Origin of the sequence: Enterococcus sp. DIV0187 (assembly GCF_051713785.1) — a bacterium.
Classification (GTDB): Bacteria; Bacillota; Bacilli; order Lactobacillales; family Enterococcaceae; genus Enterococcus_A; species Enterococcus_A avium.
Genome location: NZ_JBIOQO010000001.1, coordinates 3,057,698 through 3,081,546 on the forward strand (window position 1 = coordinate 3,057,698; position 23,849 = coordinate 3,081,546).

General features: G+C 38.2%; 27 protein-coding genes and 1 pseudogene. 20 read left to right on the forward strand and 8 right to left on the reverse strand.

From position 1 onward, the window contains the following. Positions 1–68: 68 nt before the first annotated feature. From IGI52_RS14985 to IGI52_RS15010, 6 genes are read left to right on the forward strand one after another with little or no spacing between them, the layout of a single operon-like run. On the forward strand, positions 69–698 hold the full coding sequence (locus IGI52_RS14985; RefSeq protein WP_127978287.1) for a WxL domain-containing protein: 630 nt from the start codon (positions 69–71) through the stop codon (positions 696–698). A 39-nt stretch (positions 699–737) separates the two neighbouring features. After that, entirely contained in the window at positions 738–1,826 is a 1,089-nt protein-coding gene (locus tag IGI52_RS14990) for a DUF916 and DUF3324 domain-containing protein (RefSeq protein ID WP_102872142.1), read from the forward strand. Next, the gene (locus tag IGI52_RS14995; protein WP_016181691.1) at positions 1,819–2,583 is read left to right on the forward strand and encodes a class A sortase; all 765 of its coding nucleotides are present in this window, start codon (positions 1,819–1,821) and stop codon (positions 2,581–2,583) included. Before IGI52_RS14990 ends, IGI52_RS14995 begins: the two co-directional genes overlap by 8 nt. 1 nt (position 2,584) lies before the next feature. After that, positions 2,585–2,974, forward strand: a complete 390-nt coding sequence (locus IGI52_RS15000; RefSeq protein WP_016181690.1) for a hypothetical protein — start codon at positions 2,585–2,587, stop codon at positions 2,972–2,974. Between the two features lie 46 nt (positions 2,975–3,020). Further along, positions 3,021–4,469, forward strand: coding sequence for a helix-turn-helix domain-containing protein (locus IGI52_RS15005; protein WP_127978289.1), 1,449 nt, complete (start codon positions 3,021–3,023; stop codon positions 4,467–4,469). A 45-nt stretch (positions 4,470–4,514) separates the two neighbouring features. Beyond that, complete coding sequence (locus tag IGI52_RS15010; protein ID WP_016181688.1) at positions 4,515–5,207, forward strand: winged helix-turn-helix domain-containing protein; 693 nt, start codon at positions 4,515–4,517, stop codon at positions 5,205–5,207. A gap of 104 nt (positions 5,208–5,311) precedes the next feature. Here IGI52_RS15010 and IGI52_RS15015 read toward each other — a convergent pair whose 3' ends face one another. Together IGI52_RS15015 and IGI52_RS15020 are read right to left on the reverse strand one after the other, a co-directional pair. Beyond that, positions 5,312–5,803, reverse strand: coding sequence for an AraC family transcriptional regulator (locus tag IGI52_RS15015; RefSeq protein ID WP_311871595.1), 492 nt, complete (start codon positions 5,801–5,803; stop codon positions 5,312–5,314). A gap of 29 nt (positions 5,804–5,832) precedes the next feature. Continuing rightward, entirely contained in the window at positions 5,833–6,210 is a 378-nt protein-coding gene (locus IGI52_RS15020; RefSeq protein ID WP_311871593.1) for an AraC family transcriptional regulator, read from the reverse strand. A gap of 234 nt (positions 6,211–6,444) precedes the next feature. Between IGI52_RS15020 and IGI52_RS15025 the strand changes: the two genes are divergently transcribed. Beyond that, positions 6,445–7,305 (forward strand): VOC family protein, encoded by an 861-nt coding sequence (locus IGI52_RS15025; RefSeq protein WP_311871591.1) that lies wholly within the window; start codon positions 6,445–6,447, stop codon positions 7,303–7,305. A 291-nt stretch (positions 7,306–7,596) separates the two neighbouring features. Beyond that, positions 7,597–8,160 (forward strand): helix-turn-helix domain-containing protein, encoded by a 564-nt coding sequence (locus IGI52_RS15030; protein ID WP_311871589.1) that lies wholly within the window; start codon positions 7,597–7,599, stop codon positions 8,158–8,160. Positions 8,161–8,268: 108 nt separating this feature from the next. Here the strand turns inward: IGI52_RS15030 and IGI52_RS15035 are convergent, their stop codons facing one another. The 3 genes and pseudogenes from IGI52_RS15035 to IGI52_RS15045 form a co-directional block, all read right to left on the reverse strand. Beyond that, complete coding sequence (locus IGI52_RS15035; RefSeq protein ID WP_311871588.1) at positions 8,269–8,421, reverse strand: hypothetical protein; 153 nt, start codon at positions 8,419–8,421, stop codon at positions 8,269–8,271. Positions 8,422–8,588: 167 nt separating this feature from the next. Next, complete coding sequence (locus IGI52_RS15040) at positions 8,589–8,864, reverse strand: CD3324 family protein (RefSeq protein WP_438781646.1); 276 nt, start codon at positions 8,862–8,864, stop codon at positions 8,589–8,591. A 320-nt stretch (positions 8,865–9,184) separates the two neighbouring features. Then, positions 9,185–9,394, reverse strand: a pseudogene (locus IGI52_RS15045) (cell filamentation protein Fic); the annotation flags it as partial. Between the two features lie 454 nt (positions 9,395–9,848). Here IGI52_RS15045 and IGI52_RS15050 point away from each other — a divergent pair. Together IGI52_RS15050 and IGI52_RS15055 are read left to right on the forward strand one after the other, a co-directional pair. Further along, entirely contained in the window at positions 9,849–10,052 is a 204-nt protein-coding gene (locus IGI52_RS15050; protein ID WP_311871583.1) for a hypothetical protein, read from the forward strand. 146 nt (positions 10,053–10,198) lie between these two features. Continuing rightward, a complete protein-coding gene (locus IGI52_RS15055) occupies positions 10,199–11,554 on the forward strand; it encodes a PIN-like domain-containing protein (RefSeq protein ID WP_311871581.1) in 1,356 nt (451 codons plus the stop codon). 204 nt (positions 11,555–11,758) lie between these two features. Here IGI52_RS15055 and guaA read toward each other — a convergent pair whose 3' ends face one another. The 3 genes from guaA to IGI52_RS15070 form a co-directional block, all read right to left on the reverse strand. Beyond that, positions 11,759–13,327 (reverse strand): glutamine-hydrolyzing GMP synthase, encoded by a 1,569-nt coding sequence (gene guaA, locus IGI52_RS15060; protein ID WP_311871579.1) that lies wholly within the window; start codon positions 13,325–13,327, stop codon positions 11,759–11,761. 55 nt (positions 13,328–13,382) lie between these two features. Further along, a complete protein-coding gene (coaA, locus tag IGI52_RS15065; protein WP_016181677.1) occupies positions 13,383–14,306 on the reverse strand; it encodes a type I pantothenate kinase in 924 nt (307 codons plus the stop codon). 634 nt (positions 14,307–14,940) lie between these two features. Continuing rightward, on the reverse strand, positions 14,941–16,191 hold the full coding sequence (locus IGI52_RS15070) for an IS110 family transposase (RefSeq protein ID WP_002346915.1): 1,251 nt from the start codon (positions 16,189–16,191) through the stop codon (positions 14,941–14,943). 395 nt (positions 16,192–16,586) lie between these two features. Between IGI52_RS15070 and IGI52_RS15075 the strand changes: the two genes are divergently transcribed. The 10 genes from IGI52_RS15075 to IGI52_RS15120 all read left to right on the forward strand — a co-directional run bounded on the left by IGI52_RS15075 (position 16,587) and on the right by IGI52_RS15120 (position 23,838). Then, positions 16,587–17,165: a GrpB family protein gene (locus IGI52_RS15075; RefSeq protein ID WP_311871577.1), complete on the forward strand. Its 579-nt coding sequence runs from the start codon at positions 16,587–16,589 to the stop codon at positions 17,163–17,165. Between the two features lie 54 nt (positions 17,166–17,219). Beyond that, on the forward strand, positions 17,220–17,801 hold the full coding sequence (locus IGI52_RS15080) for an SGNH/GDSL hydrolase family protein (protein WP_016181675.1): 582 nt from the start codon (positions 17,220–17,222) through the stop codon (positions 17,799–17,801). Between the two features lie 4 nt (positions 17,802–17,805). Then, positions 17,806–18,405: a class I SAM-dependent methyltransferase gene (locus tag IGI52_RS15085; RefSeq protein WP_016181674.1), complete on the forward strand. Its 600-nt coding sequence runs from the start codon at positions 17,806–17,808 to the stop codon at positions 18,403–18,405. A 133-nt stretch (positions 18,406–18,538) separates the two neighbouring features. Continuing rightward, positions 18,539–19,486, forward strand: a complete 948-nt coding sequence (locus IGI52_RS15090; protein WP_016181673.1) for a sugar-binding transcriptional regulator — start codon at positions 18,539–18,541, stop codon at positions 19,484–19,486. 35 nt (positions 19,487–19,521) lie between these two features. Next, on the forward strand, positions 19,522–20,388 hold the full coding sequence (locus IGI52_RS15095; protein WP_016181672.1) for a helix-turn-helix transcriptional regulator: 867 nt from the start codon (positions 19,522–19,524) through the stop codon (positions 20,386–20,388). A 57-nt stretch (positions 20,389–20,445) separates the two neighbouring features. Beyond that, positions 20,446–20,919, forward strand: coding sequence for a GyrI-like domain-containing protein (locus tag IGI52_RS15100; protein ID WP_016181671.1), 474 nt, complete (start codon positions 20,446–20,448; stop codon positions 20,917–20,919). 171 nt (positions 20,920–21,090) lie between these two features. Continuing rightward, the gene (locus IGI52_RS15105) at positions 21,091–21,891 is read left to right on the forward strand and encodes an SDR family oxidoreductase (RefSeq protein WP_016181670.1); all 801 of its coding nucleotides are present in this window, start codon (positions 21,091–21,093) and stop codon (positions 21,889–21,891) included. 73 nt (positions 21,892–21,964) lie between these two features. Beyond that, the gene (locus IGI52_RS15110) at positions 21,965–22,375 is read left to right on the forward strand and encodes a PTS sugar transporter subunit IIA (protein WP_016181669.1); all 411 of its coding nucleotides are present in this window, start codon (positions 21,965–21,967) and stop codon (positions 22,373–22,375) included. Position 22,376: 1 nt separating this feature from the next. Next, positions 22,377–22,865, forward strand: coding sequence for a PTS system mannose/fructose/N-acetylgalactosamine-transporter subunit IIB (locus IGI52_RS15115; RefSeq protein WP_016181668.1), 489 nt, complete (start codon positions 22,377–22,379; stop codon positions 22,863–22,865). A gap of 160 nt (positions 22,866–23,025) precedes the next feature. Further along, positions 23,026–23,838, forward strand: a complete 813-nt coding sequence (locus IGI52_RS15120; protein WP_016181667.1) for a PTS mannose/fructose/sorbose transporter subunit IIC — start codon at positions 23,026–23,028, stop codon at positions 23,836–23,838. Positions 23,839–23,849 lie beyond the last annotated feature (11 nt).

Here is a 23,849-nt window from a genome sequence, read left to right on the forward strand (position 1 = left end):
CGGCATTCGAATAGAACTAATTTTTCCGTGAAAAATTAATTCATTAAAACGAATAAGGAGGAGAATCTGTGAAAAAAATCTTGTGGATTGTTTGTTTGTGTCTAGTATTTGCTTATTCCCTGGAGGTCAATGGGCAAACCACTAGTAAAGGCGATATTCGTTTTTTCTACACAAAGAATCAGCCGAGAAAGCTACAAATTGATTATGTTTCCGAGTTTTATTTTGGACAGCAATCAATTCAAACAATCGACAAAGAATATTTCGCATTTTTACAGCCTTTTCGTGTGAAAGCAACAGGTAAATTGGAAAAAGGGCCCAATTTCATCCAAATTACTGATAACCGACAAACTTATACTGGTTGGAATTTAGAGCTGAAGCAAGAAAATCAATTTTCAGATTCTGAAGGCCGTATCTTAGATGGTGCAAGTATTTCATTTGAACATGGAAGAGCTGTCACAAATTCAACTTCAGAATTGCCTGATGGGAAAGAGCGTTTTGTGCTCTTTCCCAATGAGTCTGTAAATGTGATGCAGGCCAAAGAAGGTACTGGTGAAGGTTCATTTCAATTTGTTTGGGGGAAAGATGCTGAAGAAGGAGAAAAAAGTATTCACTTATCTGTTCCAGGTCGAACAATCAAATATGACACCAACTATACAACCAATTTTCAGTGGATACTTGTTAGCGCGCCCTGGCAGTAAAGCCTAAAAATATTATTTTTGAATTTGAAAGGAAGTCTCATGAAAAAATATAGTGTACTATCACTTATTTTAGTTACGTTAAGTATTTTCTTCCCGTTAAGAGCTGCTCAAGCTTCTGAGTTTTCGTTTAATGTCGATCCGATTTTGCCGGAGAGCCAACGAAAAGGGCAATTGGGTTACTACGATATTCTTCTTGAACCGGGAGGAACACAAAAACTAGAAGTTGATCTATCAAATGCTACCGATAAAGAAGTAAAAATAAACGTTGGAATGACTAGCGCCAAGACGAATGATAATGGGGTAGTAGAATATTCGCCTAATGATTTACCACTACATGCCTCACAAAAGCATGATCTCGAAAAATTAGTCGACTATAAGAAAGTAGTCACCTTAGCACCTAAATCAAAAGAACGCTATTCCTTTACTGTAAAAATGCCTCAAGAAGAATTTCCTGGGATTATTGCCGGAGGAATTTCATTCCAAGAAGTTGATAGCGATGAAAAAGAGAAAAAGGATTCCGAAGGCATGGCCATCAAAAATAAATTTAATTTTGCAGTGGCTGTATTGATGCGACAATCAGAGGGAATCTCTGGAACAGGAGAATTGACCCTACAAAAGGCCGAAGCCAATCAACGGAATGTTAGGAATGTTATTCGTGGATACTTCAGCAATGATAAGCCGTTTTACATAAACAATTTAGCCATTGATGCGGCAATCTATAAGGAAAAAGATGGAAAAAAAGTTTATTCAGAGAAAACAGAAAATATGCAGATGGCACCAAATTCTGGATTCTGGTACAACATTCCTTTACAGGGAGAAGAACTAGAAGCTGGTGAATACCTTTATAAAGGAACTGCTTACGGAATAAAAGATAAAAATGGGGAATTTACTTTCGGGAAGGACAACGAAGGAAAACCACAGAATTATCAACAGAAATGGGAATTTGAAAAGAAATTCACCATTACTCAAAAAGCTGCACAAACCTACAATAAAAAAGATGTTGATGTCTTAGACGCTGCTCCGAACTATACATGGCTTTATTACCTATTAGGAGCGATTATTTTACTGCTTATCCTCACGATATTGCTATTGATTCGCAGAAAGGATAAGAAAAAAACGGATGAATAGACTAGTTCTCAGAACTATGTTGATAGGAGCATTGCTGGTTGCTATTGCTTTGATGGGAGTAGACAAGATCAAAGAGTGGTTGCTTCTTTATCATCAGAACACAGAGATAACGATCACTTCAAATTTAGCCAATACCCCACAACCAGTAGTCGAAGAGATTCAGCCTTTGCAACTGTCCAGTTTTTTAGCAGCGAAGGTCCCAAAAACTACTGGCATAGGAACTATTGAGGTACCCGCTGCTGATATTTTTTTACCAGTTTTTTCAGGTCTAAAAAACGAAGAGCTCTTAATCGGTGCGGGTACCATATTCCCTGAACGAGAGCCATCCAAAAATAATTTAGTCATTTTAGGGCACTATGTTGGCAGTCAAAATTTTTTGTTTGGTTCGTTGAATCAGGTGAAAGTAGAGGACTCCGTATTCTTGCATTATCTGGGGAAAAACTATGAGTACAAAATAGTAGAGAAAAAAGTAATTGATGAACGAGATATTCAGGTTATGCAGGAAACGAAGAAACCTGAACTAACACTACTTACTTGCGACAGTACAAATGCAACGAGCAATCGAATTTGTGTGAAGGCTTGTTTAGTCAATGCAAAGAATTCTATTAATCAAAGCGATAAAACGATGAACAAGCGATATCTAGGCAAGCCAAAAGTGCCCTCAAATCAATTAATTCTTTCTAGTATTGGGTTGATATTTTTATTGATTCTTTTCTCTTGGTTTATTTGGATGATGACAGGCAGAAAGAAGGATTGAGATGAAAAAATATTACATACCAGTACTATTCAGTTCATTAGTAGCAATGTCTTTTTCAATAGGCAGTATTTCTGAAGCAGTCAGCAATCCAATTTTTAACTCGCAAAAACCGGCCGAAGAGATTGTTCCTGAAAAAGTTAAGAGGGAAGAAAGAAAAGCTAGAAAAAATAAACCTGTAGGCACGATGCTTGAAAAAGCAAAAGAGAGTGATTCAGCCGTGGTTATCCCAAAAAGAAAAGGAATATTAGCTACGAATGACCATTTTTTTGATTATCCAATCAATAAATTTCCTGTTCCTAGTGGTGATGGAAAAGAAAATATAGGGACGCTGAGCCAAATGGCTTATATGTTATCGGGAACTGTACTATTTGGACAAAAAGGACCCTTTTAAGTGGGGATGCAACTGGCTGTTTTATTATTTGGAGGAGCAATTAAGAGTGATTGAACAATTGATTGAAAAGAAAGACCTTAGAAAATACCACCTAATTAAATTATTGGAGATGGACCCATTTTTATCAAAGTCAAAATCTTTCATCAAAGACGAGTTCAAATTGTCAGAATATTTATTGCGAGTAACGATTGATAGACTTCAAGAAGATTGCTGTGAATTTGGGATTACAGAAGAATTCAAAATTACTGAAGACGATAGCATTATTTCTATAGAGGAATTGGGCGGTGTGACATCCAATTTTTTTCTAAAAAAGTACCTTCAAAAATCTATAGGGGTAAAGATGCTCTTACAGATTTTAATGGGAAAATTTGATTCGGCACCTGAATTTGCGAGTACCCATTTCACCAGCAACTCGATTGTCTACAAGTGGTTAGACAAAGTACAAGAATCGCTAAAACCACTAGATTTGGAATTAGTAAAAAAGAAGGGCAGTTACTCGATCGCTGGTAACGAACGCACGGTTCGACTGCTAGGTGTAAATCTTTTGCATCGGACGGATCTTGCCGGGTCACTATTTAGCGAACAAATGCTCATAAGAGCGACCCACATTGTAGACATTATTGAAAGAAACTATAAACCAATGCGCCCTTCACATAAAAATAGAATCATTAATTATGTGCTAATTGCTCTTTCGTCGGATAAAAGTACTAGAAAATTATCTAGAAGAATAAAAGAGAAGCTGATGAAATCAGAAACGTTTAAAGAATTAAAACAGCTTTTACTTGCGAACGGAATAAAAAAACTCTGTCAAGAAAATGAGCTGAATGAGTTCATAGGAATTTTGATATTGAATGAAGCTTTGCCTGAGCAGGCGGCGGAAGAATTAGTAAATGAAGAAATACAAAGTGATCTCATTGAGCTTTTTATAGAAAAGCTATTTCAGTCCTTTCCACAAATTTATACTTCTTCTTTAAAAAAGGAAATCACGAATAGAATGGCCCGAATTCATTTCAACGCGATATTCAGTGGAAAGGTCCTGCTTTTTGAAAATATTTTTGATTTGTCATATTTTCAAGAAAATTATCAAGTTGTTTTTGATTTTTGCCGGAGCTTTATTGCTACTCAAAAGAAAACAAAGAACCTATTTGTTCAAGAGCATGCAGTCTATTTATACTATCACTATCTATTAATGCTCGTGAATTGTTTGTCACCGGAAATGCTTCAGAGTGCCATCAATATCACGATTGATTTCTCTTTTGGTGAAGAATACAACCTTTTCATAAAAAGGAGCATTAAAAATATTTGCAGCCACTTGAACCTCGATTTTCAACCGACGTTAATGAAAAATACTGATGTGCTGCTAACAGATTCCAATAATTTAGACAATAGTAAATTGAATAGCACGTTAGTTATCTATTGGCTGGAGCCGCCACGCGCGATTGATTGGTTTAATTTCGTTAACATCCTCATCAAAAAAAGAAGAAGTTTTGATTAATAAAGTAGCTTTGTTAAGTAACTATAGAAGGAGAGAAATAAAGGAATGCAAATTCTAATTTTAACCAAAAACATATTAGCTGAATACGATATTCAACATAGACTTCAAATCTTGAGCCATGAAGTCTATTGTTCTGCTCACTTACTGACGTTGTTAAAAAAAGGAACACGGATAAGCAATTTTGATTTAGTTATATTAAGCAATACGTTATCAGATCAAGAGGCTATGGAAACTTTAGAGAATTTGAAAAAAATGAAGCGCCCGATTTTACGAAAATTTGATACAGAACAAACCCTAGAAGTTGAAGAGTTCTGGATGAATCATGAAGTGGATGGGCTAATTACATCTCATTCGTTGGAAGTGATTAGAGAAGTCATTACCAAGAAATACTTAGCCAATAAGACATTCAATCAAATGAACCAGTTATCTCCATTAAACGAGACAAATCACGTAAAAATAAAACGAACAATTTCAGAATTGAATCTATCAGCAATGGAGCATAAGTTACTTAAATACCTTTATTTTACAGAAGGGAAAATTGCTTCTCGGGATGAGATCTGCGAACATTTGTGGCAAGGAGGAACAACGCAATCTAAGTTATCTTCTTTATCCGTGTTAATAAAGAAAATCCGAAAGAAATTACAGATTAGAAATATTCCAGAAACAATCATTCAAACAATGTGGGGCAAAGGATATCAAGTAACAAGTGAATTCTATGAATTCTTATGTATCCAGTAGCGTGAACTATCAACGAAATAACTAAGCGCTCAGAATGACTATCTGAGCACTTGGTCCTGCTTTTTCCTCATAGAAAATCTAAACAACCTCGTTTTTTCTATTTTTCAATTTATCGGAATATAAATATCCGTCAAACTTTTATCCTTCGATTTTCTGGGCGGTTCAGTTACGTACAATTCAAACGGAACGGCATCGCGAACTTTTCGTTCATCCTTAAACAGCCATTCTTGATACATATACTGCCACGCATCCCCATATTCCTTCGTGGATAGTTCAAAATGTCCAACACCGAATTTTCCTGAAATACTTGATAAACAAATATTGCCGGTTTCCTGAAGGGGCCGATCATTTAGAATCGTCATGGCAACGCTTGTACGTAAATTTTTCGCTTCAGTAATAAATGGATTGTCATCGTAAATGGTTAATACCTTGGTCTCATTTTCAACAATGAGTTCATTCTTTGTCGCAAACTCAAATAGTTCGTTGAACATTTTTCGGCTCTGTTTTCTAAAGGCGGCATAGCTTCCTCTGAAACGAATGTAGATGAAGGTCAAGTCCTCTAAATTTTCTATGGTAATGCTTTTTGGTTCGATCATTTTCATGTCCTCCCTTTCGAATAACTTCATTATTCCATGTTTCTATCAGAAGCTCTTGTCATTTCTTGCTGTTTCCGATAGCTGGAAGGGCTGACGCCAAAATGTTTTTTGAAGGCTCTGCTGAAGGAACTCGCATCGTTATAACCGTAGCTTAAGGCAATGTCGGTTAATGAAATAGAAGAAGCAATACATAGAAAAATAGCCGCACGTTCTAGCTTAAATCTAGTCACAAATTCCTTCAATGTCTCCGATGAATATTTTTTAAACATTCGATGGAAATAAAATTCTGAAAAATACGCGTTTTTGGCTAGATCACTCAATGAGATTGGCTCCGCGAGATGCTGTTCGATGTAGTCTTCAGTTTTATTAATTAACCGCAGGTAGTTTTGTTCCGTTGAGTCCGCCATGTTTTCTTGCTCCTTTTATGTTGTATATCATTCCGCTAAAATACCTCGAAACTTGTCTAAGTTTGTTTCTTTTAGTTTATTATAGAAGACCGTCTGCCTTTTTACGAATGCTCTAGTTAATATTGAGGGGAAGTTAAGCATAGGATTTTACTTACTATTAGTAAGATGTTAAGGTAATCTCAAGAAACGAATAACGACACTCGCTGGCGTTGTTCCTTACAGGAGGTTTTAACCATGACAGTGATTATTCCCACATTTCAATTAAGTGCCACCGCACACATGGGCCGCGTGGCATTGAAAGTAGCAAATTTAGAAAAAATGACCCGTTTTTACCAAGAAGTGATTGGGCTGCAGGTCTTAGAACAAAGCGCAATTCAAAGTACTTTAGGTGTTGATAATACGGTACTACTAGAATTACATAAGGTGCAAGAGCCGCTGCCTTTGACACCAAAAACCGGTTTATATCATGTAGCTTTTTTATTACCGACTCGAAAAGATTTAGGAAATGCGCTGCGTCACTATTTGACGATCGAGGCGCCTTTGATTGGTGCTAGTGATCACGGCTATAGCGAAGCCATTTATTTAAATGATCCCGAAGGTAATGGAATCGAAGTCTACCGTGACAAGCCGCAAAGTGAATGGGATATTCGTGCCGATGGTGAGATCGTTGGCGTGACTCTTGAGATGGATGCCGAAGCGGTTATTGCTGCGAGCGATGGCGCAGGGGGAGGATTTCCAGCAGGAACGACGGTTGGTCATGTGCATTTAAAAGTAGCGGATCTGATACAGACGGAAAAATTTTATACAGAAGTTTTAGGGCTATCCTTGAAGAATAATTTTGGCAATCAAGCCAAATTCTTTGCGACAGGGGATTATCATCACCATATCGGGTCCAACATCTGGTTAGGAAAAAATATTCCTGCCATGTCTGAACAGGATTTAGGCTTGGATTATTTTAGCTTCGTCGTACCTGATCAAGCAGAGTTGAATCGTTTGGAAGAGCATTGGAAAAATCAGATCGATTATTCCAAAGACGAAAGCGGCAGTTTGACCGTCGTCGATCCAAACGGTATTATCATGAAGTTTGAAAAATAGAATCAGAAGAACGATCAACGAAGAGCGGAAAGCTGATTTGAAAAAAACAATAAAGTGGAGTGGTTGCAGAGACATTTGCGACCACTTTTTTGTCTAGGTTTCGAATTATGGGTGTGCTTTGATTGCCTTTAACGATATAATTCTTATGAAAGGATTCGATCATTTGAATAGCTGGAAACATTGATATAATCACGATGCTTGTCATTCGAGCTTGTCTTTTTCAGAGTGCTTTGGTATCTTGCTTGTAAGTTGTCTTATCAACAGGTAATTTTGATTTAGGGGGATGAAGTATTGCTAGGCGAAAAATTAAAAAAACAACGGCAGTCAATGGGATTGACTCAACAGGAGGTGGCAGATCATCTGCACGTCTCACGACAGACAATCTCCAATTGGGAAGTCGGACGGAATTTTCCAGACATTCCCATGATCATTTCAATTAGTGATTACTACCAAATCTCCTTAGACGAATTGTTGAAAGGTGATGAACAATTAATGGATAAAATGAAGAAAGACGCAGAGCTCATCAAACGAACCAAGCGAAGAAAAATTTTTGACGCAGCCTTTGTGGTGATATTGCTGCTGACGGTGCTTTTTGCTTTTATAATGAGCCGGATACCGGAGCTTGCGAATCAAAGGATATTGCCGATGCTAATTGTAGGAATCGTGTTTCTTTTTACGATCCTGCGCTTCTTTCTAATTATTCCCAAAGACGATAAAGTCAGCGGAAGATACGCCCCGATAATCATTCCAAAATCATTTGGCGTCGGCTGGGCGATCAATCCTTATCATCCGTTGGGGTTAGCGCTGTTGATCGGGTTACTTGTAGTTATTGAGTTAATGATCTTTTTTGGATGAAAAATTAATCAAACTAAACGAGAAATAAGAACCTAAACACTGGATCTAATTCGGTGTTTAGGTTCTTATTCTTTTATGTGGTCATTTTCAATGAGGGCTTCGCGTCAATTATTTCGATAATGGACGACCGCGTCTATTTTGGACCGGCTGGGCGTTTTGTTTGGCCTTCACTTTATTTTTAGATTGTTGCTGCGAGTGCTCGAAGGCTTTCTTTTTCTTCTGATGCAGAAAATCCTCCAGCTTCGCCTTAGGCTGTGTCATGAATGCTCCTCCTTTCAGCAAAAAACGTAGTTAGCAGTCAGCAAGTAATTTCATCCGCATGTGAACCAAATCCTTTCATTCGTACTATCTTTAGAATAAAGGAGAGATTCGCAGACGGAGGAGCATCCTTGTGTATAAAAAAAGAAAGAGCCAAAGACAGCTCTTTCTTAACATTGTTTTTTCATTGTGCGAATGATCCGTTGAATACTTTTGATATCCAAATAATAGCTGCCAGCGAGCTCGCGAGTACTTTTTCCCATCTGATAATCCTGATAGATTTGTTGGTTTCTTCGTCTGAGCAGTTCTTTACTAGCAGTCTTGCTGCCCCAAGGCAAGCGATCCTTTGTTTTCTTTGGTATATAAAGGATTGTACCATTCACATATTTTTGGATCTCTTTTACGATCTCCTCTGGTAGAAGTTCGAATGCATTTTGATAAGCCATCTTTTAGCCTCCTAATAATATAAAATTTAGGATTCAGCAAAAGCTCTTCAAGCATTCCTGCCAAGCTTTTGCTAGGCTTTAATAATAATTACTCCCATTGTAATGCTCCTTTCGGGTACTAGGTTTAGTATAGCATGGGATAGCAGATGAGTTCACTTGATTTCTTTTGATATGTCGATCATCATTTTTTGATGCCAAGGTTCTTTCATTAAGCTAATTCAATAAGAATTTCATTTCTTGTACTTCCTTTTAAATAGAAATCCCTCATTATTAATATGAAATAGGAGCGAGGCTCTTGACCTTAAAAAAATGTTCATTTAACCAATCGCTAGGATCATATCTAGATTATACACACGAGCTGATCTCTGAATATCGCGTTCACCTTCTTTTTGAACTGTTAAGTAATCTTTAACAGTTGGATTTTCATCTAACTCTTTGTCGGCAAAAATATTTTTGATGTGTAAACTGATATTATTTTTGGTTATTTGAAAAAACTCAGCAATCTCTAGTTGCGACCGCCAAACGCTTCCTAAACATGTCAAAGACAAGGCGGGCATAAGCATGTGAATAACCAGCACCTTTTGAGGAGAATAATCATGTCCGAAATTGTTGAACATCTGTTACTGTAAGATTATTAAGTGGAGCATATCCGTTTGATGATTTAGTAAGTCGTAATGAAATGGTACGATTTTTTAGAAATAAAAATTGTGGACAGTTGAAATTTAGAATGTAAAATAACTAAATATCCATATGTTGTTACGAAATTCAATTTCATATTTTTTTATGTTCTGTACAATACGCTGTCAAAACAAGGGGATGCTATGTTTTATCTAGTGTTATCATGATACTATTCGTTTATCAAATAACGAAAAAAAGAGGGTAAAGCCATGCTGACTATAGCATTTGTCGGATTTGGGTATAGTGTTTGTGATATCTTCCTTATGTTGATGAACGAAAGGATTTCATTTAGGAAGTGATGATTAGTTGTCAATTGAAAAAATTCCCTTAATCGGTTGTCGGATGATAGGGAATTCAACTGTAAGCGTGTTTGAGGTTAAAAAAATTGATGAATTACTCTTAAATAGTAGTAAGCAAAAGAAAAAAATAGTATTAGAAAACTTAAGAACCAGATTGAGAACAGTGGATGTAGTAAAAACAAGTTTTAGCGATGATGATTTAGCTTTTTAAGTCGGCTCTATTGGTTTCAAATTTTTTAAGTTAGAATACCCATTTCAAAACTATTGTGTTCTATTTCATATTAATAAATATGTTACAATGTTATTGTAGAAAGAATATTCAAGATATAATATTATTGTTAATAAGAGGGATAATTAATGGCAAATTTAAAAGAGCTTTTTCCGGAGTTTTATCAATCTAAATTAGATATGAAAGATTTGAGCAGTGAAAGTGAGAATTTATTAGTACTAGATACAAATTATCTTTTGGATATAATTCAATTGCCTACAACTGTTTCAAAAAAATACATAGAAGCGTTAGAAAAAGTAAAAGAAAATATTTATATACCTTATTTAGTGGCTCTGGAGTTTAATTTTAAAAAGAGTAGTTTGAAAAAAGGAAAAATTAAAAAGATTAGGAAGTATAAAAATGAGATAGAGCAATCAGTTGTAAATATAAATAAAAAAATTGATGAAATTGATTTAGTAGATAAAGAGGAAAAAGAAATTTTTACTAATGAGCTACTAACAATGACAGAAGATTACTTAGCTGAATTAAAAAAAGTAATAGATAGTAAGGTATCTTCGATGATTACGGAGGAAGAAAACGAATTATATGAAAGACTTATTTCTGTAATTGAAAATAAAGTAGGTAATAAATATAGTCAAAAGTGGATAGATGAAATAGAGAAGGAGGGAGAGGAGAGATACAAGCAAAATATTCCCCCTGGATTTAATGACTCTTCAAAAGAAGACGAAATCGATTCACTTAGAATGTATGGTGATATAAAATATTGTAGGAAATATGGTGATCTTATAATATGGAAAGATATTATTGAGTATTCAAAAGAATATACGAAAATGGGGAAAAAAGTTGTTTTTATTACAAATGACGGGAAAGCTAAACAGAAAAGAGATTTGTTGTACAAAGTTGATGACTTAACAGTTGGACCTAACATCCATTTAATGAATGAATTATATATGGAGTCCAATAAAGAACTTCATATTTTAAATAATTTGAGATTTGTCCAATTAGTGAATGACTTAAGTGATGTAGAGATGAGTAAGTTGAAAAAGTCTTCCGAAAAAATGTATAGAGTGAAAATTCCTCATGATCAAATAGAGGAAGAACGAATTAAGCTACTGAAAAAAAGTATAGAAAATAATGAGTACGAATTTGGAATTTCTGATGATGGATATTTATTTAAAAAGGAAAAGAATCATATAGACAATTTATACAATTCTGCTATCGAAGATATTGAACGAAAAGAATTAAGAAAATATATCAATATGATGAAGCATGACAGAATTCATGACAGAAACAAAGAGGAATTTTATAAAATGTATTTATTAAATAAATTAACCGAATCTGAACTGAAAGATTATAAGCAAATGGAACTTTGGGATAAAGATGATCATTCAAATAGAATGTCTTATGATAGTAAATCTGGAAAGTTCATTTTTAATTTTGACGATGATTTAGAAGATAATTTTGATAATGAAGAAAATGAGTAACTGGAAAATTAATATATAATAACAAAGACTTATTTTAATTAGATTTACAATTTGAATAAGTCTTTTTTTTTGCGGTATTTTATTAGTGAAGCAATATGAAGGAAAAAAGTAATTTAACTAGGATGAATTGGTTGCAAAATGGTTGTACAAAACAAAAAACAACCATGAAACCCTCTGATATCAAGGGGTTCACGGTTATTATAATTATTCCCACTCCACAGTAGCTGGTGGCTTAGACGTAATATCATACACAATCCGATTGACATGAGCCACTTCATTCACGATCCGAACAGAAATTTTTTGCAAGACATCCCATGGGATACGCGCGAAGTCTGCGGTCATACCGTCGATTGAGGTAACCGCGCGGATACCGACTGTGTAGTCGTAGGTACGGCCGTCGCCCATAACACCGACTGAGCGGATGCCTGGTAAGACAGTGAAATATTGCCAGATGTCGCGGTCAAGGCCGGCGTTGGCGATTTCTTCACGTAGGATTGCATCTGATTCGCGGACGATTTCTAGTTTTTCTTCAGTGATTTCACCAAGGACACGGATACCAAGACCTGGCCCTGGGAATGGTTGGCGCCAAACGATTGAGTCAGGCATACCAAGCTGTGTTCCTAATTCCCGTACTTCGTCTTTGAATAAGGTATTTAATGGTTCGATCAATTCGAACTGCATATCTTCTGGTAATCCACCGACATTATGGTGAGATTTGATTGTTTGTGCTGTTTCGGTACCAGATTCGATGACGTCTGTATAAAGTGTTCCCTGGGCTAAGAAGGAAATGCCTTCTTGACCGGCAAGTTTGGTTGCTTCGTCGTCGAATAGGTAAACGAATTCGTTTCCGATGATTTTGCGTTTTTTCTCTGGATCAGAAACGCCAGCTAATTTATCCAGGAAACGCTCTTTAGCATCGACCTTGATAATGTTCAAGCCGAATTTTCCGCCAAGTGCTTCCATGACTTGTTCGCCTTCGTTTTTACGTAATAGACCGTGGTCTACGAAGATTGATGTTAATTGGTCACCGATAGCTTTTTGTAAAAGCACCCCTACGACAGATGAGTCCACACCGCCTGATAGGCCAAGTAGGACTTTTTTGTCGCCGACTTGTTCGCGGATTTTTGCGACCTGCATGTCGATGAAGTTATCCATCGTCCAATCACCTTTACATTGGCAAACATCTAGGGCAAAGTGACGTAATAGTTCATTGCCGTATTCTGAATGACGTACTTCTGCGTGGAATTGGATGCCGAAGAAGTTACGGTTTGTATCTTGGATTGCTGCGATTGGGCAGTCTTTGCTGGTGCCGATTTTTTCAAAGCCTTCTGGTACTTGAGTTACTAAGTCGCCGTGGCTCATCCAAACGGTTTGTTCTTTTGGTGTATCAGCGAATAGGACGGCATTATCAGAAACAATTTCTAACGTTGCTTGCCCGTATTCACGGTTTTTAGCGGGTTCAACTTTTCCGCCTAGGTTATATGTGATCAGCTGCATGCCGTAACAGATTCCTAAAATTGGAATCCCTAATTCAAAGATTTTTTGATCAAGGGAGAAGGCTCCTTCGTCATAAACACTATTTGGGCCACCTGATAAGATGATCCCTTTTGGATTCATGGCTTTGACTTCTTCAGCAGTGATGCGGTGGCTCAAAAGCTCTGAGAAAACACCGAATTCACGGATACGACGAGTGATTAATTGGTTGTACTGACTACCGTAGTCGAGTACGATGATTTTTTCTACGTTTGTCATTTCGGCAGAAACGTTTGTCACAATTATTACCCCTTTTCAAGTTTTATTATAAAAGAAAGCAAGCTTTCTTTATAAGCTAGTATTTACGCAAATAGATTTCATCAATGATATGATGCTTTGCCTTGTGCAAGATAATATCAGCTCGGCCTCTTGTTGGCAAGATATACTCTTCCAAATTCTTCAAGTTGACATTTTTCCAGACATCCTCCGCCATGGCAAGCGCTTCTTTGCGATCACCGATTGCGTAGTCATAATAGTAGTTATCCGGATCTTTAAAGGCGGTGTCCAGCAAGGATTCGAACCGTTCGATATACCAACGCTCGACCATTTTCGGATCAGCATCGACGTAGATCGACAGGTCGAAAAAGTCACTGACATAGATTTGCTGATTGGCTGGCAGCTGCAAGGTATTGATTCCTTCGACGATTAAAATATCCGGCGAATCGATCAGCTCGTATTCGCCATCCACGATATCGTAGACATCATGGGAATATTTTGGGATGGGAATATTTTCTTTGCCTGATTTTACTTCGTTCAAGACGTCAATCAGGTTCTCCATGTCATAGCTTTCGGGAAAGCCTTTGCGATCCATGATCCCGCGTTCTTCTAAGACAGCGTTTGGATATAAAAAGCCGTCAGTGGTGATTAATTGGACCGTTTGATGTTTGAAAAGGCGGTCTAATAAGGTCTGTAATAAACGAGCGGTGGTACTTTTTCCGACGGCAACACTTCCAGCGATTCCGATGATAAACGGCGGCATCTTCACATAACGGTGCAGAAACAACCCTTTGCTTAACGTGAGCGACTCAAAATCCTTCATATAAAGATGGATCAGGTGACATAAGGGTACATAAACATCGGCCACATCCTTCATCGAGATTTGGTCATTCAAGCTTTTGATATTGTCAAGCTCTGCTTGTGTCAACGGTGTGTTTCCCGGTGTGTAGAAATCTTGCCACTGGTCGCGGGCGATCCGGAAATAGTTCCCTCTTTCGTTCATAAGAACCTCCTTATTCATATTAAAGTAATCATTTTTCAAAAGGCGAAAAATGAATCCTATTTTCATGCCGTATACCATTCAACTAAGTGTGTCCAAAATATACTGATTTAATAACTAAAATGAACGCCAAACAGAGTAAACTGCGAAAAGTTGAACTGGCATCTTTATTCATATTAAAGTAACCATTTTTCAAAAAGCGAAAAATGAGTTCAATATCATGCGCATTCCAGTCAATTTCAAGTAAAAAGCTGAACTGGCAACTGCGCTTATTCTACCATAAAAACAGTCTTAGAAAGTGTTCTATTTCCAAGAAATCCGAATAATTTCCTAACACAAAACGTTATAAGCCATTTTAGCCGAAAAAAAGTGTAAAAAGCTATCGTAATGATAGGAGTTTCATTGTTTTTTTAGTTGCGGAGGAAAAAACTAGGGAGATGTTAAGAAAAGCCAAGAAACAACCTGAAAAAGTGTATGATAGAAGCAGAAGATTTAGGAAAGTCTAGTGGTAATAAGTCAAGATAATTTTTCAAAAGATTTTTAAAGGTAGTTAATTTTTGAAGCGCACTGAACTAAACCCGACCAAAATTAAAAATTTTTTCGGGTACTTCCAAGGATTAGCGTCAATAACATACTGTTATTTATCTATCACGCTCCTTGGTGGCATATAGAGTTGATGGTTACGTAGTAGCGTATCCACCAGACGCGTAAATTTTCTTGCGGTTAGTACGATGGCTCGTTTGTGTTTATGCTTGGGTGTTTCAGCGTATTTTTTCTTATAATACGCATGGTACTCAGGCTCGTATCTCCTTACGGAGTTGGTGGCTTCAACTAGATAATAACGGAGATAACGATTGCCTCGTTTGGCCATAGGAGTATTTTCATACTCAGAGTTACCTGATTGGTTCTGTCGCCAATATAAACCGGCATATTTAGCCAATTTGCTTTCATCTGAAAAGCGATTGATAGGGCCAATTTCAGCGAGTATACCCGCAGCATAAACAGGACCGATTCCTGGAATACTGGTTAAACATTGATATTCAGGTAGCACAACGACTAAATCGTCAATGGCTTTGTCTAAGTCTTTAATTAACTTTTCAAGACTACGAATTTCTTTGGCTAGAACACCCAAAACAATATCTACAGAGTCCTGATGGACTTTTCCTAACCGGTAGGAACTACGTATGGCTTTAGAAATTGCCTTTGCAATTCCTTCGGGATTTTTAAAACGATACTTCCCTAGTTTTTGAATTAGGTTCGCAAACTCTTCTAATGACAGTTCGGCAAGTTGGTCCATTGTGTAATCTTCCGTCATTAGAGTTACTAATGTGGCACTTAAAACGGATCCACCTTCTGCTTTTAGTTCTTTAGAAAGCGTGTTGCATTTATAATAAATGTTTTCGATAAAGTGTTGCTTTGTACGAACCAGCTGTTTAATTAGCTGATAACGCGTTCTAGTTAAGTGTTGGAGGGCAAGGTATTCTTCCTCTTTAATGATGGAGTTGACTTGCCTTTGGATGCGAAAATAGTCAGCGATATAAAAAGCATCAATTTGATCGTTTTTGTTTTCTTCAAAAATATCACGATACTTTTTAATTTTATTTGGTTGTTCAACTGAAACCATAAGGTTCAATTGATTTAACTCAAGATCTTCTTTAAAAAACATAGCTGGATGAAAGCTATATAAAGATGTGGCCTCCATTCCAATCACTAAGCTCTCTATCTCAAATTTTTGAGAAAATTCGAGAATGTATTCTTTGATCTGGCTTGCGCCAAGTTGACTATTTCCATAAGATGCTTCTTTTAAAACAGAGCAAGTTGAATCGTCTGTCATAAAGCAAGCATCTAATTTTTCAGAACTAACGTCTAAACCGACAAATAGTTTCATGTGGAAGGACCTCCTTTCATTGATTATTCGGAAATTGCTTGGGTACTGTGGGATATCCCAGAATCACGTTGTCTAACGACAGCCTCGCATAATAGAGTTTCATTCATTAAACCTCTAAGCCACCCAATCTCTACTAGGATTGGTAGAGGTCAATGGACTCAGCTAGTGTGTTGGAGGTTATACCAACGGTTCGGGTCACAGACTTTCTGTCGCAGTAAAACTGCAGAAGGTGATAGCGTCTTCCCGTAAGTCCTTTCCAAGACTTATTATTCAGGAATATCCTACAGTATCCAAGTAGTAATCGTTATTTTATTTAAACATATTAGGAATAGCCCCTAAGGGCGATTGAAGGAATGAAAGTTTCTTCAAAATATATATTACGAGCAGGTGGTGAAATGAAGAAACTGGAAGAAATGACGCTGGCGGAATTGTGGGAATTATTTCCAATTATCTTGAAGGATCATAACGTGGATTATGAGAAATGGTACGGGGAAGAAAAACAGCAGTTAACGAAATTGTTCGTTGATTTTGAGATACAACGAATCAATCATATCGGCAGCACCTCAGTCGAAGGCTTGATTGCTAAGCCGATCGTTGATATATTGCTGGAATTTCCTGATGGGTATGATGTGGAAGAAGCTTCAGCAAGGCTGAAAAATGCCGGCTGGATCTTGATGATTGAAGATAAGGAGAAACAAACATTAGATTTGAATAAGGGCTACACATCGGAAGGCTTTGCGGAAAAGGTTTATCATCTGCATGTTCGTGCTATAGGAGATTGGGATGAGTTTTATTTTCGGGATTATCTACGAAAGTATCCAGAAGTTGCGCGGCAATATGAAGAATTAAAGCTTACGTTAAAGGAAAAGTTTGAGCACAATCGTGATGCCTATACGGATGCGAAATCGGATTTTGTGCAGAAATATAGTAAAAAGGCACGACAGGAATTCGGCCCGCGCTATTTGCCTAAATAATTTCCGCATTTCGTGCTATGATAAGGAAGAAAATTGTTAGAAGGAGTGTGTATGATGAAAAAAATCGTTTTATTCGGAGACAGTTTATTAGCTGGTGTCATGAATGGTGAAACTAGTGATATTTTAGATAAGTATATTCTTGATGAACTGACGGAGATGGGCTTTCCCGGCTACTCATTAGTCAAGTTAGGCAAGCGCGGCGAGACTTCTTCTGATGGTTTGGCTCGGGTGAGTGAAGCCGTGGATGCAGAAGGTGATTTTGTGGTCATTTCTTTTGGAACCAATGATTCGTTGAAGCAGACAAATTCACTTGACACCTTTGGCGAAAATATTAGAGAAATCATTGAATCCTTTGATGCGTCAAAAGTGATTCTATTGACGACAGGTTACATCAATACAGACATTTATTCAAAGGGAGACAATGAGCGTCAACAGCTCTTCGCCCAAAAAGCGAAAATGATAGCGGCAGAATCGGGCGTTAACGTAATCGATCTGTATCACCACATGACTGTTTATCCAAAACCAAAAGAGTTTGTGCAAACATTCGACGGCATCCATCCGTCAGACGAGGGCTATCATTTCTTAGGGGCCTTGATTGCACGTGATATTAAAGAAATTTTATTAGCAGAAGGGTAAGAACATGGCAAATCATTATTATTCGGAAAATCCTGAGACGGCACACGACTTGCATCAATGGTCGTTTGAATTGGCGGGAAAAAATTTTCAATTTGTGACGGATAGCGGAGTCTTTTCTAGGGACACCGTTGATTATGGCTCACGTGTATTAATCGAGCATTTCGATGCGGAGGAGTTACCGGAGGGAACATTGCTGGATGTTGGCTGCGGCTATGGTCCAATCGGTATGGCATTGGCCTATCAGACTGGGCGTTCAGTCGAAATGATCGACGTGAATAATCGTGCGGTGGAACTGGCGCAAGGAAATGCGAAGCGCAATGGCATCGAAGCAGATATTCATCAATCGAACATCTATGAAACCTTGCATCAAAAAGAATATGCCGCAATCGTCAGCAATCCGCCGATCCGTGCAGGAAAAAAAGTCGTTCATCAGATATTAAGCGATGCAGAACCGTTGTTAAAAGATGGCGGTACACTGACCATCGTGATCCAAAAGAAACAAGGTGCGCCCAGCGCAAAAAGTAAAATGGAAGAAGTTTTCGGCAACGCCGAAATAGTGGCGAAGGACAAAGGCTACTACATTATTCGCAGTGTGAAGGAATAAATTGATCCCGTTCATTCGATATCTGAATGGACGGGTTCTTTGTCTTTAGGGAAAAGGCTTGCATGTGTGGTCGAAGAAAGGGTACAATCACATTGACTCATGTTTTTCACAAATGTGATAAGGAGGTAAGTCTATGCAAAAAGAAGAAGATAAATTATTGGTTCGCATTGCTGAAATGTATTACCAAGAAGATAAAAATCAAAGTCAAATCGCGAAAGAGCTGAATATACATCGCAGTACGATCAGTCGTTTGCTGAAGCGTTCTCGTAACGAAGGAATCGTGAATATTTCCATCAACTATGATAAAGCGGGAACCTACAGTATCGAAAAGGAATTGCAGGAAAAATTCGATCTGGAAAAGGCAATTATAGTGCAAGCGGGAACAGATTTAAGTCGTACGCAAAAGGATAAAATGTTAGCACAAGGGGTCGGTGAATACCTAACAGAGATTATTAAGGATGATATGATCTTTGGCTTTTCTTGGGGCGAAACCATGTCCGCAATACCAGAAGGGCTGACAAATTATGCGGTAGATAATATTCTCTGTGTCCCAATGATCGGCGGACCGTCTGGGCGTTTAATCAGTGATTATCACGTCAATACAATTACCTATGAAGCATCAAAAAAACTAAATGGTCGAGCATTATTGATTGACTCACCAGCTTTTCCCGAAACGGTCGCGTTGAAAAAAGCCTTGATGGAAAATGATTTTAATCAAGAATTGATCGATTATTGGCGCAAGATTGATATTGCCATTTTAGGAATCGGTTCGCCGACATTGAAGGCGAGTGAAAGCTGGAAACAGTTCTATGGCGAAGATGTGCTGGCTTATTTAGAAGGAAAAAAAGTGGTGGGAGATGTGGTGTCACGCTTTTACAATATTGAAGGCGAACACATTGAGAATAGTTTAGATGATCGTCTGATTGGAATCGATATCGCTGACTTGAAGCGAACACCGTATCGAATCGGTGTAGCAGAAGCAGTCGATAAAGCCGACGCGATTGCCAGCGCATTAAAGGGTCAGTATATTAATGTATTAGTCACGACGGAAGAAACTGCGCGAGAAGTATTGAAAAGATAGGGGAGTCCTATCTTTTTCTATTTTAAGGAGGAGCTATGCAGGTTATTCGTTTGCTTCAAACAATCTTGATTTTATTGAGCCACAAGCAAGTTACCGCAAAGGAATTAGCGGAGCGATTCCAAGTGTCGGTCCGGACGGTTTATCGTGATGTCGATGCGCTGAGTTTGGCAGGAGTTCCAGTCTATGCCAATAAAGGGCGAAATGGCGGTATTTTTCTGGATGATGCCTATCATGTCAGTAATGCTTTGATTGATAAAGAAGAGCAGGATGATCTATTTCTTGCTTTACATTTATTGCAATCTGTAGGCTTAGCTGATACGGATGAGCTGCTGAAAAAAATGGGCACGGTCTATGATTGGAGCGAATGGCTGGAGGTCGATTTGAGTCAGACCGAGATCACCAGCCAAACCTTTGAAAAAATCAAAGAGGCGTTATTCAATCATTGTGAGATCAACTGTGTTTACCACACCGAATATGGCCAAACCCGGCTCTTGTCTTTAGCACCAAAACGTGTACTGTACAAGTATCAAACGTGGTATTTGCTGGCTTGGGAATCAAGTAAGCTAGATTGGGGCTTATTTCCACTCAAACAAATTCGAAACGTTGTTTTAAAAGAGCCAATAGACTATCCGTTTCCAGAGGAAGAATTGGTGTTTCCACAGTTGTCTGTTCGGCTACGATTCAGCAAGCGGATCGCTTATAAAAAGTATGCCGAGTTCGCGGATTTTGCTTGGACGGACAATCCTGACAGTAGCTTTGATGCGACTTTGAACTTCACGGAATTCGATGATCTCTATCGTTTTTTAATTCCGCTAGGAAAAAATGTTGAAATTCTTGGCCCGGATTGGATTCGCGAGAAGGTTTTAAATTACGTTGGGGCATTTTATAAAAATCATTTTTAATATGACATGTTCTGGCACTTTTATTCGATACACTTATAGAAAAAGGAGGAGATATCAATGAAGTTTGAACAAATCATGAAACCAGATCAATGGATTCTTTCTCAAACCTTTACCGTGAAGGTCGAAGAAATTCCTCAAGTTATTGGACCAACCTTTATGAAGCTAGGCGGGTTTATTCAAGAGCAAGGAATCCAAATATTAAGTACACCATTTGTTTCTTATAAAAATATGGATGAAAATGGCGGATTGGATGAATCAGCCATTGAGATGGAGGTTGGTTTTCCCGTGGCAGAGAAAGTCAAAAATGCTGCGGAGATCGAAAGCGACAGTTATTTCCTTCCGTCCTATAAGGCGTTATCTGCACTTTATGTCGGGCGTTATGATGATATGACTGAGCCCTATTTCGCCATGATGGATGAGATTAAAAAAATTGGCGGGAAATTCAGCGGGATTTCTTATGAGTATTATTTGAGCGACGAGGAGATACCTGAGGAACAGCAGGAAACGATTATGGAATTGGTTTACGAATAGTATCTATTTAGACGAGTTGGAGAAACTCGTCTTTTTTTATGCCGTCTTGCACTTTTGTGATTTTGTTTTAAAAAAATTGCAAAAAGTTATTGACAACGTTTTCTAGTGCGGTTACTATAAAAGTGCAACAAATGTTAAAAGTAAATCACAAATGTTAAAGGGGTATTTGCTATGGATTGGTTAGGTGTACAAGGAAAAACGGTCATTGTTACTGGAGGTTCATCAGGGATTGGTGCAGCTATCGTTGAAGAGTTATGTGATTTAAAGATCAATGTGGTGAATGCGGATTTACGCGAAGGGACATTTACTCACGAAAATTTAGTTTTTAGTCAAACAGATGTTACTTCTCCAGAATCGGTGGAACAGACGGTAGCGACAACAGTGAAAAAATTTCAAACAATTGATGCAGTTGTCAATAATGCGGGTATCAATATCCCAGCCTTGTTAGTTGACGAGAAGATGTCCGAGGAAGGGAAATTCCAAATTAATGAACAGATATTTAATAAGATGATCGCGATTAATCAAAAGGGTGTCTACTTAATGGGCCAAGCAGTTGGTCGTGTAATGGTCAAGCAAGGCTATGGGGTCATCATTAATATGTCATCAGAATGTGGCTTAGAAGGTTCGGAGGGACAAAGTGTTTACGCGGCAACAAAGGCAGCGGTGAACAGCTTTACTCGCTCATGGGCAAAGGAGTTAGGAAAAAAAGGTGTCCGTGTTGTTGGAATTGCTCCTGGGATTATGGAAGAAACCGGCTTACGTACGATCGAGTACGAAACAGCGTTAGCCTATACGCGGGGAATAACAGTCGAGCAATTACGTGCTGGGTACACGAATACTAAGACAATTCCATTAGGTCGTGACGGTAAATTAAGAGAAGTAGCAGACTTAGTTGCCTACTTCATTTCTAACCGGTCAAGCTACATAGATGGTGTGACTGTTAACGTCGCTGGCGGAAAAACACGAGGGTAATTTTTGATTCTGCTGATCGTGAGAAATAAGCGGTCGGCAGAATTGTAAAATAAAAAAGAACTGGGAGGAGCTTATGAACAAGGTAATTTTGGTTGCGCATGGGAAGTTGGCACACGAAATGAAAAAATCAGCAGAAATGATTTTTGGTACGCTACCGGATTTTGAATCGATCGAATTTTTGAAAGAAGAAGGATTAGACACGATCCAAGAAAAAGTTGCTGGGGCAATGAAGGAAGATGCATCATATCTGATTTTGACAGATCTATTTTGTGGGACGCCTTATAATGCCAGCTGTGCAGTTGCAATGAAGAATCCTGAACGCGAGATTGACGTGATATCAGGAATGTCGCTGCCGATTGTCTTAGAGGCAGCAAGTATGCTAGGCAGCAGTTTAACAGAGATTGTGAATCATGTTACAAAAATATCCTGCGACACAGTGAAAGCGTTTAAACAACAGGTGATTGAAGAAGAGGAGGATTTATAAGATGCAAATCAAATTATCGCGGATCGATGATCGCTTGATTCATGGACAAGTGGCAACAGTATGGGCAAAGGAAGCTGGTGCAAAGCGGATCATCGTTGTTAGTAAAGAAGTGGCTAATGATGAGATTCGTAAAACATTGGTCAAACAAGCAGCCCCGCCAGGAATCAAAGTGAATATCGTGACTCCGGAGAAAGCAGTGAAGGTCTATAATAACCCAAAATATGCAGATGAATCAGTGTTCTATCTATTCACGAATCCAATGGAAGTATTGGAATTAGTCGAAATGCAGGTGCCAATCACATCCATCAATATCGGCGGGATGCAATTCAAAACAGGACGGACACAAATCACCAAAGCTGTTTCAGTTGATCAAACAGAAGCGGATGCATTTCGCAAGCTTGAAGCAGCAGGTGTGGAGTTAGATTTGAGAGTCGTTGCGACCGATCCGAAGGGTAATTTTGAAGAGAAGCTAAAAGAAGCAGGGTTCTAAAAGGAGGCAGGATACTAGTTCCACTTTTTTCAGGTAAAAATTGTAAGCAAGATAAAATTCTATTGAGTACTGAAAAATCTGGTGGAGTGGTATACGTATTGAACATCAAACTCATTTTGAGAAAAATGATTACCTTAATATGAAATAGGAGGACACAATAATGGAATTATCAGCGTTGCAGATTGTACTTATTTTTCTTTTTTCTTGTATTTGCGGGATGGGCAGTGTGTTAGATGAATTTCAGACGCATCGACCGTTGATTGCGTGTACGATGGTTGGTCTGATTTTAGGCGATGTGCAGACGGGAATTATTCTAGGAGGAACATTAGAATTGATTGCTCTAGGCTGGATGAATATTGGGGCGGCGCAGTCACCGGATTCAGCTCTGGCGAGTGTGATTTCTACTATATTAGTCGTTGTTGGTCAGCAGGATATTCAATCCGGAATTGCGATTGCGTTGCCAGTGGCAGCGGCGGGGCAAGTATTGACGGTTATCGCACGGACAATCACGGTAGCTTTTCAACACGCAGCGGATCGTGAAGCGGAAAAAGCAAATTTCAATAAGATTATCTTCCTTCATTTCAGTGCCTTATTCATTCAAGCTTTACGAGTAGCAATCCCAGCTACGATTGTGGCGGCTTTTGTTAACGCTGAGATGGTGACAAATATGTTGAACATGATACCAGATGTAATCACAGGAGGTTTAGCAGTTGCCGGTGGGTTCATCGTAGTTGTCGGATATGCGATGGTCTTGAATATGATGAGCGTGGCATATTTGATGCCTTTCTTCTATCTTGGATTTGTCATGGGCGGTTATTTAGAGTTTAGTTTGTTGGCGTTTGGAATTATCGGGCTAATTACTGCATTGATTTACGTGCAGTTAAATCCGAACTTTAAGAAAAACGAGGTTCAAGGAAATCAGGTCGCAGCAGTTGTCGCCGGCGAGTTAGCCGATGATGAGCTGGAAGATTAAGGAGGAGTACA